The organism is Sinorhizobium chiapasense (assembly GCF_036488675.1).
In the GTDB taxonomy this organism is placed as follows: Bacteria; Pseudomonadota; Alphaproteobacteria; order Rhizobiales; family Rhizobiaceae; genus Sinorhizobium; species Sinorhizobium chiapasense.
In genome coordinates this window covers 3,040,310-3,055,000 of the sequence record NZ_CP133148.1, presented here as the reverse complement: position 1 = coordinate 3,055,000, position 14,691 = coordinate 3,040,310, and the positions used below count along the sequence as shown (strand labels likewise).

Below are 14,691 nucleotides of genomic sequence, written 5' to 3'. Positions count from 1 at the left end.
GGCTAAAGCCATGCACCGAAGCTGAGGATTTGATCGCAAGATCAAGTGGTAGCGGAGCGTTCCGTAAGCCTGTGAAGGGATACCCGTGAGGGGTCCTGGAGGTATCGGAAGTGCGAATGTTGACATGAGTAACGATAAAGAGGGTGAGAGACCCTCTCGCCGAAAGACCAAGGGTTCCTGCTTAAAGTTAATCTGAGCAGGGTTAGCCGGCCCCTAAGACGAGGCGGACACGCGTAGTCGATGGGAACCACGTTAATATTCGTGGGCCTGGTGGTAGTGACGGATCGCTTAACTTGTCTGGACTTATTGGATTGTCCAGGCCTGGACGCGGTCCCGGGAAATAGCTCCACCTTATAGACCGTACCCGAAACCGACACAGGTGGTCAGGTAGAGTATACCAAGGCGCTTGAGAGAACTGCGTTGAAGGAACTCGGCAAATTGCACGCGTAACTTCGGAAGAAGCGTGACCTCATTGTGGGCAACCATGATGGGGTGGCACAGACCAGGGGGTAGCGACTGTTTATCAAAAACACAGGGCTCTGCGAAGTCGCAAGACGACGTATAGGGTCTGACGCCTGCCCGGTGCTGGAAGGTTAAGAGGAGGGGTGCAAGCTCTGAATCGAAGCCCCAGTAAACGGCGGCCGTAACTATAACGGTCCTAAGGTAGCGAAATTCCTTGTCGGGTAAGTTCCGACCTGCACGAATGGCGTAACGACTTCCCCGCTGTCTCCAACGCAGACTCAGTGAAATTGAATTCCCCGTGAAGATGCGGGGTTCCTGCGGTCAGACGGAAAGACCCCGTGCACCTTTACTATAGCTTTACACTGGCATTCGTGTCGGCATGTGTAGGATAGGTGGTAGGCTTTGAAGCAGGGACGCCAGTTCTTGTGGAGCCATCCTTGAAATACCACCCTTATCGTCATGGATGTCTAACCGCGGTCCGTCATCCGGATCCGGGACAGTGTATGGTGGGTAGTTTGACTGGGGCGGTCGCCTCCGAAAGAGTAACGGAGGCGCGCGATGGTGGGCTCAGAGCGGTCGGAAATCGCTCGTCGAGTGCAATGGCATAAGCCCGCCTGACTGCGAGACTGACAAGTCGAGCAGAGACGAAAGTCGGTCATAGTGATCCGGTGGTCCCGCGTGGAAGGGCCATCGCTCAACGGATAAAAGGTACGCCGGGGATAACAGGCTGATGACCCCCAAGAGTCCATATCGACGGGGTTGTTTGGCACCTCGATGTCGGCTCATCGCATCCTGGGGCTGGAGCAGGTCCCAAGGGTTTGGCTGTTCGCCAATTAAAGCGGTACGTGAGCTGGGTTCAGAACGTCGTGAGACAGTTCGGTCCCTATCTGCCGTGGGTGTAGGAATATTGACAGGATCTGTCCCTAGTACGAGAGGACCGGGATGGACATATCTCTGGTGGACCTGTTGTCCTGCCAAGGGCATAGCAGGGTAGCTATATATGGAAGGGATAACCGCTGAAGGCATCTAAGCGGGAAACCCACCTGAAAACGAGTATTCCCTTGAGAACCGTGGAAGACGACCACGTTGATAGGCCGGGTGTGGAAGTGCGGCAACGCATGAAGCTTACCGGTACTAATCGTTCGATCGGCTTGATCGTTCCCATTGCTCATGCTCATCGAAGATGAGCTTTTTGTCCTCACGCTGTCGGCCTTCGGCCTTCGCTGCGGACGGCGCGCGCCAAAAGGCGCGACGCGCTCTGCGCTTGCGGCCTTCGGCCGAAGGCACAGACAAAGACGTGTTCAAAACGAAGTGAAAACTTCACCAGCTTCTCGATTAAAGTTTGCTCCCCGTCGGGGAGCAAATGCTTGCGCTTTGCCGACCTGGTGGTTCTGGCGGGGTGGCTGCACCCGTTCCCATTCCGAACACGGCCGTGAAACGCCCCAGCGCCGATGGTACTTCGTCTTAAGACGCGGGAGAGTAGGTCGCTGCCAGGTCTGCAAAACGCAAGATTAAACCAAACAAACATCTTCTCGCACATACGCCGGCAACCGGCATAACAACACCGAACCAATACCCAGGATAACGCGGGGTGGAGCAGCCCGGTAGCTCGTCAGGCTCATAACCTGAAGGCCGCAGGTTCAAATCCTGCCCCCGCAACCAATTCCTAAAAAGGCTGCCACACAAGTCGTCTCTCAGAGACGCTCCTCCACATAAGTGTCGAGGAGCTTTTGTTTTTTGGCCTCCGTGTCCAACTCCCCCAGCCCTGAACAGCTCTTCCAACCCGGTGTGATACGACCTTCCGACTTCTATATCTGGCAAAAGCGGTCGTGAGGCTGGCGCAATAAGGAGCTCCCGATGTGATTGTTTCACAGTAAGCGGTGCATTGACCGTAAGCGGTGCATTGACCCCGTCTGGCGATAGCGGTGGATCGGGTTTATTCGTGTGAGCTCAGGGAATGAGCTTGGTATGAATTGCTATGTCTGAACCTATGTCCGAACATAGAACGTTCCATATGATCGAAGCCGTTGCGGGTCGCCTGGAGGGCGCGCCGCGAGAGGTTCGACGTTGGTCAAATGAGTTGAAGGCTCAGGCGGTAGCCGAAAGCATGGAGCCAGGTGCGAGCGTTTCTGCGATAGCGAGGCGCATAGGGATCGACCCATCGCAATTGTTCACGTGGCGGCGCAATGCCCGACTGAAAGCGGAGGCTGTTGTTGATACGGCTCGGGGCGAAAGCTCCACCGCGGACATCATGATCGGCGACGCTGTGATCCGGGTGAATGTCGCGATCGACGAGCCACATCTCGTCAGGCTGATCCGCGCGGTACGCTCTGCATGATACCGGCTGGTACGAAGGTGTTCTTGGCCAGTCATCCCGTTGACTTCCGCAAAGGTCCAGACAGTCTTTTGGCGCTGGTGCGTGATGCTGGAAGTGATCCCTTCAATGGCTCGCTCTACGTTTTCCGCGCCAAAAGAGCAGACAGAATAAAGATCGCCTGGTGGGATGGCTCAGGCGTCTGCCTATATTCGAAGCGGCTCGAAAAAAATCAGTTCGTCTGGCCGAAGATCGGACCGGCCCGCGTGCAGCTCAATCACGCGCAACTGCTTGCACTCGTTGACGGCATGGACTGGAAACGGGTCCGCTCGGCTACGGTGAAACGACCGGAATTTGTTGGGTAAAAGCCCTGCGGCAGAGTGAATCAGGCGGCTGAAACTGAGGGTAAATCTCGCCGAAACATGCTCTACATAAGGGCATGAAACCAGCCGATCTCGAGCTTCCTGATGACGTTGATGCGCTGAAAGCCATGGTCATGGCGATGGCAGCAAAGGCTGCGCGCGCCGATGTTCTGGAAGACGAAGTCGCTGATCTGAAGGCCCGCAATACGGACGCGGACGAACAGATCGCCAAGTTGAAGCTGATCCTCAAAGCTTTCAATCGATACAGGTATGGCCGCCGTTCGGAAAAGCAGGGCAAGTCCATCGAGGCAGACCTGGACGAACAGGGCGCGTTTGTCTTCGAAGAAATCGACATTGGCATTGCCGCGATTGAGGCGCTGGTTTCCAAGGGCCGCAATCCAGGCGCTGCAAAGCGTGCGCCGCGCCCGCGCAAGGGCTTCCCGCCGCACCTGGAGCGGGTCCATGTAGTCATCGAGCCGGACGAACTGCCCGAACACGCTGGCAAACAGAAGGTCCTGATCGGGGAAGATACCTCCGAGCGGCTTGATGTCATTCCGCCGAAGTTCCGGGTGATCGTCACCCATCGCCCGAAGTATGCCTTCAAGAACGAAGACGGCGTCATCCAGGCCTCAGCCCCGGCGCATATCGTCGAAAGCGGCATTCCGACGGAAGCGCTGCTCGCCTATATCGCGGTCTCCAAATATGGCGACGGGTTGCCGCTCTATCGACAGGAGGCGATCTTCCTGCGCGACCATGTCGAGGTCGAGCGCGGTATCATGGCGCGGTGGATGGGTAAGCTCGGGTTCGAACTCGAGATCCTCGCGGACTACACCTTCAGCCAGATCAAACGAGGTGAACGAATATTCGCCGACGAGACGACATTACCGACACTTGTTCCCGGATCGGGGTCGGCAAAGACAGCGTATTTATGGGCGTACGCGCGGGACGATCGACCGTTCGGCGGCAGTGGTCCGCCGATGGTGGCCTATCGTTTTGAAGACAGTCGATCCGGCGATTGTGTCGCGCGGCATCTCGAAGGCTATCGCGGTATCCTGCAAATCGACGGATACACTGCCTATAACCGTGTTGCCCGCCCCGACCGCGGAAACGACGGCGCTCTATTGGCAGGATGCTGGGCGCATGGTCGCCGTCGGTTTTACGAACTGCACGCGAACGACAGTTCCAAGGTGGCAACGGCGACAATCGAAAAGATGGGCGCACTTTGGTCGATTGAGGAAAAGGTGCGCGGACAAAGCCCCGATGTTCGCGCAGCCGCCCGCCAGGAGGCCTCCGCTGCAGTCGTTGCCGATCTCTACAAACTCTGGCAGGACACGCTGCCCCGCATCTCTGGAAAATCAAAGCTCGCCGAAGCCATTCGCTATGCCCTTCATCGACGGGAAGCCTTCGAACAGTTCCTCCATGACGGGCGCATCGAAATAGACTCCAACATTGTTGAGCGTGCAATCAGACCCCAGGCAATTGTTCGGAAGAACAGCCTATTTGCCGGAAATGCAGGGGGCGGAAGGACTTGGGCCACACTCTCTACGCTCATCCAGTCCGCCAAGATGAACGAAGTTGATCCGCTGGCCTGGCTGACGCAGACGCTTGAGCGTATCGCCGCAGGTTGGCCATCAAGCGATCTCGACGCTCTGATGCCCTGGAACTTCAAGAAGTAACGGCCTCACGTCACCGCTTACGTTTCACACCACCGGCTCTTCATCACGCTGCATATGGCGGGCCGCTCGCCTGAATCTGTCTCCGAAGCCATGGGCCGCATCTTCAATAATCCCAAGGCCCTTTTCGTCGGAGAACCTTCGGTGTCGCAGATCGCGTGAGCGGACAGCGCCGGTCAATTACACGCGTGTTCGGATGGGCGACAGCGCGTCTTGCGACAAGCTGCAGGTCTGTGTTCCTTTACAGACCATCGACTTCTGATGCGGAGAGGATCTTGGACGAACTCGATTGTGTGGTCGCCGGTGCGGGTGTGGTCGGTCTTGCGGTGGGGCGCGCCCTGGCGCTCGCCGGCCGCGAGGTCTTGATCCTCGAGGCGGCTGATGCGATCGGCACAGAGACCTCGTCTCGTAACAGTGAGGTCATTCATGCCGGCATCTATTATTCGGCCGGCAGCCTCATGGCCCGTTTCTGCGTCGCCGGCCGCAAGGCGCTCTATGGCTATTGCCGGGAACGCGGGTTGCCGCACCGAAACTGCGGAAAACTGATCGTCGCCACGTCAGCGGAGGAACTGAAGCGCCTGCCGGAGATTGCGGCTAGGGCTGCGGCAAATGGCGTTGCCGACATCCGCCAGATATCCGCAGCCGAGGCGAAGGAACTGGAACCTTCACTTTCTACCACCGGCGCCTTGCTGTCTCCGTCCACCGGGATCATCGACGGCCACGCCTACATGCTCTCGCTGCTCGGCGATGCCGAGAGCGCCGGCGCAGTTCTTGCGCTGAAAAGCCCTGTCGTCCGCGCCAAGGCCGTCGCCACCGGTTTCGAGATCGAAACCGGTGGCGACGATCCGCTCACGTTTCGCTGCAGGCTCTTCGTCAATGCGGCGGGCCTGCATGCGCCGGCGCTTGCCAATGCGATCGAGGGCGTGCCTCGGCATCTGGTGCCGGCGGCTTATTATGCCAAGGGCAGCTATTTCGCGCTGACCGGCAGGACACCATTCTCGCGCCTCATCTATCCGGTTCCGGTCAAGGGCGGTCTTGGCATTCACCTGACGCTCGATATGGCCGGCCGTGCCCGTTTCGGGCCTGATATCGAGTGGATCGACCGGGTGGACTACGAGGTGGACCCGGAAAGGGCGGCGCTCTTTTACCAACGGATTCGCCGATATTATCCAGACCTGAAGGACGGGGCGCTCGCGCCGGCCTATTCCGGAATTCGGCCAAAGATCGTGCCGCCGGAGATCGCCGGCCAGGATTTCCACATCCAGGGGCCGCACAGCCACGGCGTGCCGGGACTGATCAATCTCTTCGGGATTGAATCGCCCGGACTGACATCATCGCTGGCCCTTGCCGATTATGTCTGCGACATGGCGCTCCAAACATCGCGCTGATTTTACAGCGCCGCGCATCTTGTCGGATGCGCAAAGATCGCTGTACCACTTTGAAACGCTCGCGGATCTGCACGGGATCGCGCCGGGCATCTGCTCGAACCGACGGCCGCCGTGCCCTTGTCTCTTGTGGCGGGGCTCTGCTACGCTCCCCTATTGCTTCCAAAACGAAAGAGACAAGTCGGTGGATTCTTCGGAAGCTAGCGGGAGGCGTTTCCAGCTCATCCTGATCAAGCCGTCGCACTATGATGACGAAGGCTACGTGATCCGGTGGTGGCGTGCCATGATCCCCTCGAACTCGCTCGCCGCGCTTTATGGCATTACCGCTGACTGCGCCGAACGCAAGGTGCTCGGCCCGGACATTGCCATCGATATCACGGTGGTCGACGAGACAAACACGAGGGTCGATTTCCCGCGCCTGCTCCGTTTGGTGGGCCGACACGACAATTTCGGCATGGTGGCGCTTGTTGGAGTCCAATCCAACCAATATCCGCGCGCGCTCGATATTGCACGGCCGTTCCGTGAGGCTGGCATACCCGTTGCCATCGGCGGGTTTCATGTGTCGGGCTGTCTTGCCATGCTTGACGGCAAGGCTGTGGAACTCGATGCCTGCCGCGAGATGGGCATTTCCATGTTTGCCGGCGAGGCGGAGGGCCGTCTTGAAACCGTGCTGCGCGATGCGGCTACCGGCAAGCTTGAGCCGATCTACAACTTCATGGATGACCTGCCGGCCATTGCCGACACGCCGGCGCCGTTCCTGCCGAAGGAAAAAATCGCCCACACGCTCGGCTTCAGCACGAGCTTCGATGCCGGGCGCGGCTGCCCCTATCAATGCTCCTTCTGCACGATCATCAACGTGCAGGGGCGCAGGTCACGCTTCCGCTCGGCCGACGACGTCGAGAAGCTCGTGCGGATGAACTGGGCGCAGGGCGTCCACAAATTCTTCATCACCGACGATAATTTTGCCCGCAACAGGAATTGGGAGGCAATCTTCGATCGGCTGATCGAACTCAAAGAGAAGGACCGAATTCCGCTCGGGCTGATGATCCAGGTCGATACGCTCTGCCACAGGATCCCGAACTTCATCGAGAAGGCCAAGCGCGCTGGCGTCACCCGCGTTTTCATCGGTCTTGAGAACGTCAACCCGGAAAATCTGACCGCCGCAAGGAAGAGCCAGAACAAGATCACCGAATATCGCAAGATGCTGCTTGCCTGGAAGGCGCAAGGCATCATGACGCTCGCCGGCTATATCCTCGGCTTTCCGGCGGATACGCCCGAGACCATCCGGCGCGACATCGCCATCATTCAACACGAACTGCCAGTCGACATCGTCGAGTTCTTCATCCTCACACCACTGCCGGGCTCCGAGGACCACCAGAAGCTCTGGAGGAGCGGCGTCGAGATGGAGGCGGATCTCAACGCCTATGATGTCGAGCATGTGTGCACGGCGCATCCGAGGATGAACCGGGAGGCGTGGGAGGACATCTACCAGGAGGCGTGGCGGCGCTATTATTCGCCGGAGCACATGGTGGTACTGCTGCGCCGCGCGGGCGCGACGGGCGTGCCGCTTGGAAGCCTTGTCAAACTGCTCGTTTCCTTCGCGACGATGGTGCCGCTCGAAAACATCCATCCGCTGCAAAGCGGCTTTCTGCGCCTAAAGCGGCCGTCGGAGCGGCGGCCGGGAATGAAGCGCGTGCATCCGTTGATATTCTGGCCGCAGTTCATATTGGAGACAGTGCGCAGGCACGGGACGCTCGCAGGCGCGATTGTCCGGTTGACTGCCGCCGCCTACAGGATCTCCCGCGATCCGGCTTCGAAGACCTACATGGATCAGGCGCTGGCGCCGGTCGGAGCAGACGACGAGGAGACGCTCGAACTCTTTACCAAGACTGCCGGAGGAGCGGCGGCGGTGGCGCATATCAAGAAGATCACGGCGCTCACCCATGCCCCTCCGCGCGCCTAATCGCTGGGCCCGCTACATCTCTTTATCCTTAGATCGACCTAAGGAAACATGCAGGTTCAGCCGTCCTTCCTGGGCACGAACCCGATCTGCTGTCGCTGCGGGTCCTCTTGTTTCAGCGTGCGGAGCATCTGCTCGTATTCCCGCTCGACCTGGGGCGTCACGGACGGGCGGATTTCATCGAACGCTTTGTTGAAATGCTCTGACGTGACGTCCTCTGCGTCGAGATTTTCTCTGAGTGCGATAAGGCCCGCGCGCCTTGTGAGGTCTTCAAGGTCGGCGCCCGTGAACCGCTCGGTCCTTTGCGCGAGATCGTCGAGGTCAACGTCCTTGGCCAGCGGCATCTTGCGCGTGTGAATGCCGAGAATCTTGCGCCGGCCCTTTTGATCCGGAACCGGCACATAGACAAGCTCGTCAAAACGGCCAGGTCGAAGCAGAGCGGGGTCGAGGAGGTTCGGCCGATTGGTCGCCGCCATGACGACCACGCCTTGCATATCTTCCAGTCCGTCCATTTCCGCCAGCAAGGTGTTTACCACGCGTTCGGTCACGGCGGGCTCGCCGATGCCGCCGCCCCGAGCCGGGGCAAGGGAATCGATTTCGTCGATAAAGATCACCGTCGGCGCGACCTGCCTTGCCCGTTCGAAGAGCTGCGATACCTGCTGCTCGGACTCTCCGTACCATTTCGAAAGCAGGTCGGACGACTTGGTCGCCACGAAATTCGCCTCCGCTTCCCGCGCGACGGCCTTCGCCAGCAAGGTCTTCCCGGTTCCCGGCGGACCGAACAGCAGGAATCCCTTGGCCGGACGAATGCCCATTCGCTTGAATGATTGCGGAGACCGCAACGGCAACTCGACGCCTTCGCGAAGCCGCATCTGTGCCTCGTCCAGTCCACCGATGTCATCCCATCGAACGTCGGGGGCTTGAATCATGATTTCGCGCAGTGCTGAAGGCTGTATCCGCTTCATGGCGCTCAAGAAGTCAGCCTGGTTGACGCTCAGCTTCTCGAGGCACTCGCTCGGGATACCCTCCCTGAGATTGATGTCGGGCAAGATCCTGCGCAGCGAATCCATCGCTGCCTCGCGCGCAAGCGCGCCGACATCCGCACCGACAAAACCGTAGGTGGTTCTTGCGATTTCGTCGAGGTCGACATCTTCCGCCAGAGGCATGCCTCGCGTGTGGATGGCAAGGACCTCGCGCCTGCCTTTCTGATCCGGCACGCCGATGACGATCTCGCGATCGAAGCGGCCTGGACGTCTCAGGGCTTCGTCGATCGAGTCACGACGATTGGTGGCACCGATGACGACGATGTTCTGCCTGGGTTCGAGACCGTCCATCAAAGTCAGGAGCTGCGCGACAATCCGGCGTTCCACTTCGCCGGTCACTTTCTCCCGTTTCGGCGCGATCGAGTCGATCTCGTCGAGAAAGATGATGGAAGGAGCGTTCTTGGCCGCCTCCTCGAACACCTGGCGCAACCGTTGTTCGGATTCGCCATATTGGCTCCCCATGATTTCCGGCCCGGCGATATGATAGAAATGGGCTTCAGTTTCGTTTGCAACCGCCCGCGCCAGAAGGGTCTTGCCGGTTCCCGGAGGGCCGTGAAGCAGCACGCCTTTCGGCGGATCGATGCCAAGGCGCTGGAACAGCTCCGGATGACGAAGCGGCAACTCCACCATTTCCCGCACTTGATCGACTGCGTTTCCGAGGCCGCCAATGTCATCATAGGTGACGTCGGCTCGTCTGGCCTCCTTGGGCTCTTCGAATTCCGGCCGCAGTTCGACGACGGTGTTCTCTCCCATCGTGACGACGCCGCGCGGCTGGGTCGACACGACGACCAGACGGATCTCCTGAAGACCATAGGCCGGAAGCTCGACCAAGCCGCGCATAATGTCATGCTCGGTGCGGACGTTGCGACTGATGCGCTGCTGCACGGACGTCGAGATTACATCCCCGGCAGCCATCGGGCGGCGAAAGAACGTGCGCTGAAGCGCTTCGCCCGATCCCTGCAGCCGAAGGTTTTTTTGGGCCGGGGCGAGAACGACCCGCTGGGCCGGTTTCGCATCCACCTTGTGGACTTCCACATAATCACCGCTGGTTGCGCCAGCGTTCACGCGCTGCAGGCCGTCCAGTCTGATGATGTTGAGCCCCTCGTCTTCACCGTAGCCGCGGAACGCGATCGCCCCTGTGTGACGTTTCCCGACAATTTCGATTATGTCGCCTTCTTCGACCCCGAGCGCGGACATGATCTTCGGCGTAATTCTCGCGAATGGTCCTCCGGAGTCTTCGGGACGGGTGTTGGCGACCTGAAGCTTGACGATATTGTCCTGGGATTGTGCCATTGAACTCTCCGGAGGTCAGAAAGGGTCTGAAAGAGAGACGAGTGCAGTGCCGATCAGTTATACGACCAAACATATGGTTGAGGACAGGCATTTCCAGCTCGCCCGTCAGCGTTTCGGTGCAGCCGTCGAATACGCCGTTGTTCCGCAAAGAGTTCCCCGTGGAGGTCGTCGATGCGCTGCCGGCGCCAGCGCGGCGGCAATCCCTCACCGCCGGCGCAACCATGACGCATTCCGCGTGCTGTTCGGCGCATATGAGGTCTTTTTTCCGACGTGTTCGATCCACTATCAGCGCCATCCCCCCGCCTCGAAAACAGATAGGCAGATCATGATGAACATCGCGCAGATGCAGGAACAGCGACTGAAGGCACTCGAACTGACGAGGTCCGGCGCGCCGAGGCTGCCGTCCAACCCATTCTTCGGCGTCGGCCCGATCACCGATGCGACCACCGACGAAGTGGACAGCCGTCTGCGGCGCCTCGCCTTCGACACCTGGATCGAGAAGACCTATCGCAAGTTCGACGACCGGGGCAACGACATCGGCGGCTTCACCACCGCCGAGATTTCGCGCAGCATGCACCGCGGCTACCCGGCAGACAAAATTCTGACCGACATGATGCGGGCGATCCATCGCTATTTCGGCTTTCCGAAGACGAACCGCATGGCCGTGGGGCTCGGCGGCGGCCACAGCGGCTTCACCGTCTGCGTCCAGCACCTGATGAACGCCAACGACGCCTCCCAACGTATCTATGTCGATACGCCGCGGCCGGAGAGCGATCCGTCGAGGGCCGCGGGCTTCTTCCGCCAGTCCTGGGCGACCCAGCTGATCGAGATGCAGCGCTTCGCCGAAAAAGGCTGCGAGAGCCGCATCCATTTCGCCGTCTCCGAAGGTGTGATCCCGACGGCAGCCGAGCTCTCCGAACTCGGCGTTTCGATCTTCGTGGGTGTCGGCCACGAGACGACCGGGGCCAACGCCTATACCAGCCGCGAGATCCGCGAACTTTTGAGCTGGATCGACGGTGATCCGGCAAACCGCCATGCGGTGTTCGATGCCACCTCGATGCTCGGCGCCATGCCATGGGAACCCGAACTGGTTAGCGCCGTAATGGCGAAGTGCTGCCTGTTCATGCCGTTCCAGAAGGCGATCGGCGGGGTTTCGGGTTATTTTGTCGCCTCCTTCACGCCGCATGCGCTGGTCCTGATCGAGCAGAACCAGCAAGATCCGGCCTGGGCGATCCCCCGCCAGCTGAAGATCGCGCCGCCGGTCGACCCCAGGCAGCCGTTCTCGGCCAAACGCTCGGTCGATGCCGGACCGTTCTACGATGCCGCCGAAGACCGCATGCTCGGCGGCGTCATCAACACCTACAGCGCGCTCGCCTTTGCCGAGACCACCTTCGGCCTTTTGCAGTCGGAGGCGCGCGTCGGATCGGTCGTCGACCTCAACCGCCGCTCTGCCGCCAATCGCAAGGTGATCGACGAATGGGTCAAGTCGCATCCGATTCTGTCGCTGACGGTCACGGATTCCGAGCGGCGCGGTGCGGCGGTGACGCTCCTCGCGGTCGAGGACGACGGCATCACCGATCCCGCCGTCCACGCCCGCATCATCGCCCGCTCGAAGCAACTGCTCGGCTATGAGGGCATTACTCATCCGAACGGCGAGTACGAGCCCGGCCTCGATGCAGCCCGCTACGTCAATGCTTTCCCGGGCACGCCCGGCGACTATCGCGCCTGGGTCGGCGGCATCCGCGAGCCGGAAGACGTCGTCGCTCTGCTGGAGAACCTGCAATACGCCTATCTGCGCGCCAAGATCGTCGTGCTCGAAGAGGAACTGGCGAAGAGCGGCGTCACTTTCGAGGCCCCGGCCGAGGCCGATGGCGCCGTCCGCAAGGACGACCCCTCCCGCGCCTATATTGTGCTGATCGCCGATCTGGTCGGCCTGCGCTTCGGCGCTGATGGCCAGCCGGATCACAGCGACACCAAGGCCTATATCGAAGAAAAGGGCGGGGTCTTCCATCTTGGGCCGCTCGGCGAACGGTCGACACTCGAAAAGGGCCGCATCCATTTCTTCTACCAGCCGAATCTCAGCACTGAGGCGGAGATCCTGCCGCAGACCGACAAGGGTCAATACGACGCACTGATCGCGGCGGCGACCTTCATCCCGAAGGCCTCCGTGTTTCCGCTCGGCGGCGTGCGCATCGGCGCGGGCACCGGCAACATGGGCTCAGCCTCCTGGGGCGGCGGCAACGGCGAGGGCGGCGACGCTCCGCTGATGAACACGCCGGGCATCAACAGCCGGGCGACTGCCCAGATGGCGATGAAGGCGATCCTGAGGGTCGTTCCCGACCTGCCTGTCGACAGGCTGCACCGGATGGTCGCCGAGGGTGACTTCGATACCGGCCGGCAGCTCAAGGATTTTCCGACCGCCAAGCTCGAGGGCCGGAAGATCGCGATTCTCGGCTACGGTAATATCGGCCGCGAAGTCGCCAAGCTTGCCAAGGCCTTCGGCATGAAGGTGGCGATCTACGCCCGCGAGCATCACAAGCGCTGGATCGAGGCGGAAGGCTTCGAATATGCCGCAAGCCCGGTCGCAGCGGCGACCGGTGCCGACGCGCTCTCCGTCCATATCGGTCTCGGGCGCCTGGACGCGACGACCGGCGTCTATTCCAACGCCGGAACCGTCGATGCCAAGGTGCTTGGCGCCATGTACGACGGCGCGGTACTGGTTAATTACGACCGGGGCGAGGTCGTCGATGCCGCCGCGCTTGACGAGGCGCTGTCGTCCGGCAAGATCGCACACGCGGCGATCGACGCCGACCTCTTCAAGGACGCCGCGACCGGCAAGCTCAGCGGGCCGATGCTTCCTTATCTGTCGCTCGAAGAACGCCATAAGGGCAAGCTGGAACTGCTGCCGCATGCCGCTGCCGACACCGACCATCCCTCGCGCGTGACCGGCGCGAAGCAGGCGGTGGACCAGATCTTCGACGTCATCCGCTTCAAGTCGGTCACCAATCTCAAGGGCGATCTGCCGGCGGGCTTCGTGTTGGCCGGCAGCCGCACGCCGGCCGGCATTGGCCGGGTGACCAAGCAGATGGTTACCGAGGTTGCCGGCAAGGCAGAGCTCCTGGAGGAGCTGCGGCAGACGTCGGAAAAGGTCGCGGCGATCCTGGGTGCGCTCTCCGCCGTTTGCGATCCGGATCATCGCGGCCGGATCATCGATCGGCACACCGGCCTGCTCGTCGAAAGTGTTGACCGGCAGCGCGCGCTGCTCGATCAGCTCGGTCTCTACGGTCCGGCGGAAGGGTAAGACCTTCTGCGGGTTCAGGTCCCGTAACCCACCAAGCGCTCGCCCCTGTCCCCCGCAGGGGCGTTCGTGTTTTGCGCAGCTTTCCCTATTGCACGATTTCGGTCGCTACGCCCGCCCGCGCTGCCTCGTACATCATCTATTTGGCTTGTTGCGACGAGTGCCTTCCCGCATCACGACGAGGACTCTTCCGATGACCGGATTCCGCCGCGCCGTCTCGCCCGGTATGTCACGCGTGCTGGGGTTCGCTGTCGCGTAATTGCGTTCGACGGGCTTGATAAAGAACGGCTCTCGTTGGTGCCCGTCTCATTTTTGGGAGTCCGCGTGCGGCACCAGAGCTGGTAAGCCACACTCGTTTCCTTGGCCAAAATTGGGAAGACCCGACGGGACGAATATTGCCGGGGGAGGCCCCGTAGCCGACTGCTAGATTGTGGAACGCCTCCGTCGCGACATAAACGGTCTCCGCGGAAGACACGGCTTGGCTGACTTGTGCCTCATCGGAAATCTGAACATAGAGGACGCCGGGGATAGACAATGGCATGGTACCGACGACAGGGTCCAGGATCACGTCGATTGCCGCCGGAGCGACGTTGTTCAGAACGAAGACCACAAGCCCGTATCGGCTCGACCGATAAGCGGTAATGATCACAGCCGCTGGCAGCAGGCCGTCGGTCTGCGTAATCTCGATAACGTTTTGTACATGCATGGTCGCTCTCCGAAAAAAGAAGAACGCTTCACGGGTATGGGTCAAAAAATGACGGCGCTGACCGCCTAATTTTAAATTCGCATTATTTCGAGAACCGATGCCAAACAGCCAACTCTAACCTATTGCCGGTTTCTCGAATATATTCCCATCGATATACTCACCGCGTCTTTTTTCACGTTTCATGGTCGCAAAATC

The 14,691-nt window shown here is 60.2% G+C and carries 8 protein-coding genes, 1 tRNA gene and 2 rRNA genes (1 of these 11 running past the window's edge); 9 read left to right on the top strand and 2 right to left on the bottom strand.

What is annotated here, in order from left to right; translation table 11 throughout:
• From RB548_RS14770 to RB548_RS14735, 8 genes are all read left to right on the top strand, one after another.
• Window positions 1–1,621, top strand: a 23S ribosomal RNA gene (locus tag RB548_RS14770); it begins 1,280 nt to the left of the window's first position.
• A gap of 222 nt (window positions 1,622–1,843) precedes the next feature.
• Window positions 1,844–1,958 (top strand): 5S ribosomal RNA (gene rrf, locus RB548_RS14765).
• A gap of 89 nt (window positions 1,959–2,047) precedes the next feature.
• A tRNA-Met gene (locus RB548_RS14760) sits at window positions 2,048–2,124 on the top strand.
• 352 nt (window positions 2,125–2,476) lie between these two features.
• The gene (locus RB548_RS14755; protein WP_040669324.1) at window positions 2,477–2,800 is read left to right on the top strand and encodes a transposase; all 324 of its coding nucleotides are present in this window, start codon (window positions 2,477–2,479) and stop codon (window positions 2,798–2,800) included.
• Window positions 2,801–2,823: 23 nt separating this feature from the next.
• Entirely contained in the window at window positions 2,824–3,141 is a 318-nt protein-coding gene (gene tnpB, locus RB548_RS14750; RefSeq protein WP_158539472.1) for an IS66 family insertion sequence element accessory protein TnpB, read from the top strand.
• Window positions 3,142–3,215: 74 nt separating this feature from the next.
• A complete protein-coding gene (gene tnpC / locus RB548_RS14745) occupies window positions 3,216–4,814 on the top strand; it encodes an IS66 family transposase (protein ID WP_331371316.1) in 1,599 nt (532 codons plus the stop codon).
• Between the two features lie 272 nt (window positions 4,815–5,086).
• Window positions 5,087–6,199, top strand: coding sequence for an NAD(P)/FAD-dependent oxidoreductase (locus tag RB548_RS14740; RefSeq protein ID WP_331372032.1), 1,113 nt, complete (start codon window positions 5,087–5,089; stop codon window positions 6,197–6,199).
• Window positions 6,200–6,380: 181 nt separating this feature from the next.
• The gene (locus RB548_RS14735) at window positions 6,381–8,159 is read left to right on the top strand and encodes a B12-binding domain-containing radical SAM protein (protein WP_331372031.1); all 1,779 of its coding nucleotides are present in this window, start codon (window positions 6,381–6,383) and stop codon (window positions 8,157–8,159) included.
• 56 nt (window positions 8,160–8,215) lie between these two features.
• Here the strand turns inward: RB548_RS14735 and RB548_RS14730 are convergent, their stop codons facing one another.
• Window positions 8,216–10,492 (bottom strand): CDC48 family AAA ATPase, encoded by a 2,277-nt coding sequence (locus RB548_RS14730; RefSeq protein WP_331372030.1) that lies wholly within the window; start codon window positions 10,490–10,492, stop codon window positions 8,216–8,218.
• A 325-nt stretch (window positions 10,493–10,817) separates the two neighbouring features.
• Between RB548_RS14730 and RB548_RS14725 the strand changes: the two genes are divergently transcribed.
• Window positions 10,818–13,793, top strand: coding sequence for an NAD(P)-dependent oxidoreductase (locus tag RB548_RS14725; protein ID WP_331372029.1), 2,976 nt, complete (start codon window positions 10,818–10,820; stop codon window positions 13,791–13,793).
• Window positions 13,794–14,019: 226 nt separating this feature from the next.
• Here the strand turns inward: RB548_RS14725 and RB548_RS14720 are convergent, their stop codons facing one another.
• Window positions 14,020–14,496 carry a hypothetical protein gene (locus tag RB548_RS14720; RefSeq protein ID WP_331372028.1) on the bottom strand — a complete coding sequence of 159 codons (477 nt, stop codon included), beginning with the start codon at window positions 14,494–14,496 and terminating at the stop codon, window positions 14,020–14,022.
• Between the last annotated feature and the right edge of the window lie 195 nt (window positions 14,497–14,691).

Bases quoted from the DNA above. Each gene is read 5' to 3' on its own strand.
- tnpC (WP_331371316.1), top strand. From the start codon at position 3,216: ATGAAACCAGCCGATCTCGAGCTTCCTGATGACGTTGATGCGCTGAAA.
- RB548_RS14730 (WP_331372030.1), bottom strand. From the start codon at position 10,492: ATGGCACAATCCCAGGACAATATCGTCAAGCTTCAGGTCGCCAACACC.
- RB548_RS14720 (WP_331372028.1), bottom strand. From the start codon at position 14,496: ATGCATGTACAAAACGTTATCGAGATTACGCAGACCGACGGCCTGCTG.
- RB548_RS14755 (WP_040669324.1), top strand. From the start codon at position 2,477: ATGATCGAAGCCGTTGCGGGTCGCCTGGAGGGCGCGCCGCGAGAGGTT.
- RB548_RS14725 (WP_331372029.1), top strand. From the start codon at position 10,818: ATGATGAACATCGCGCAGATGCAGGAACAGCGACTGAAGGCACTCGAA.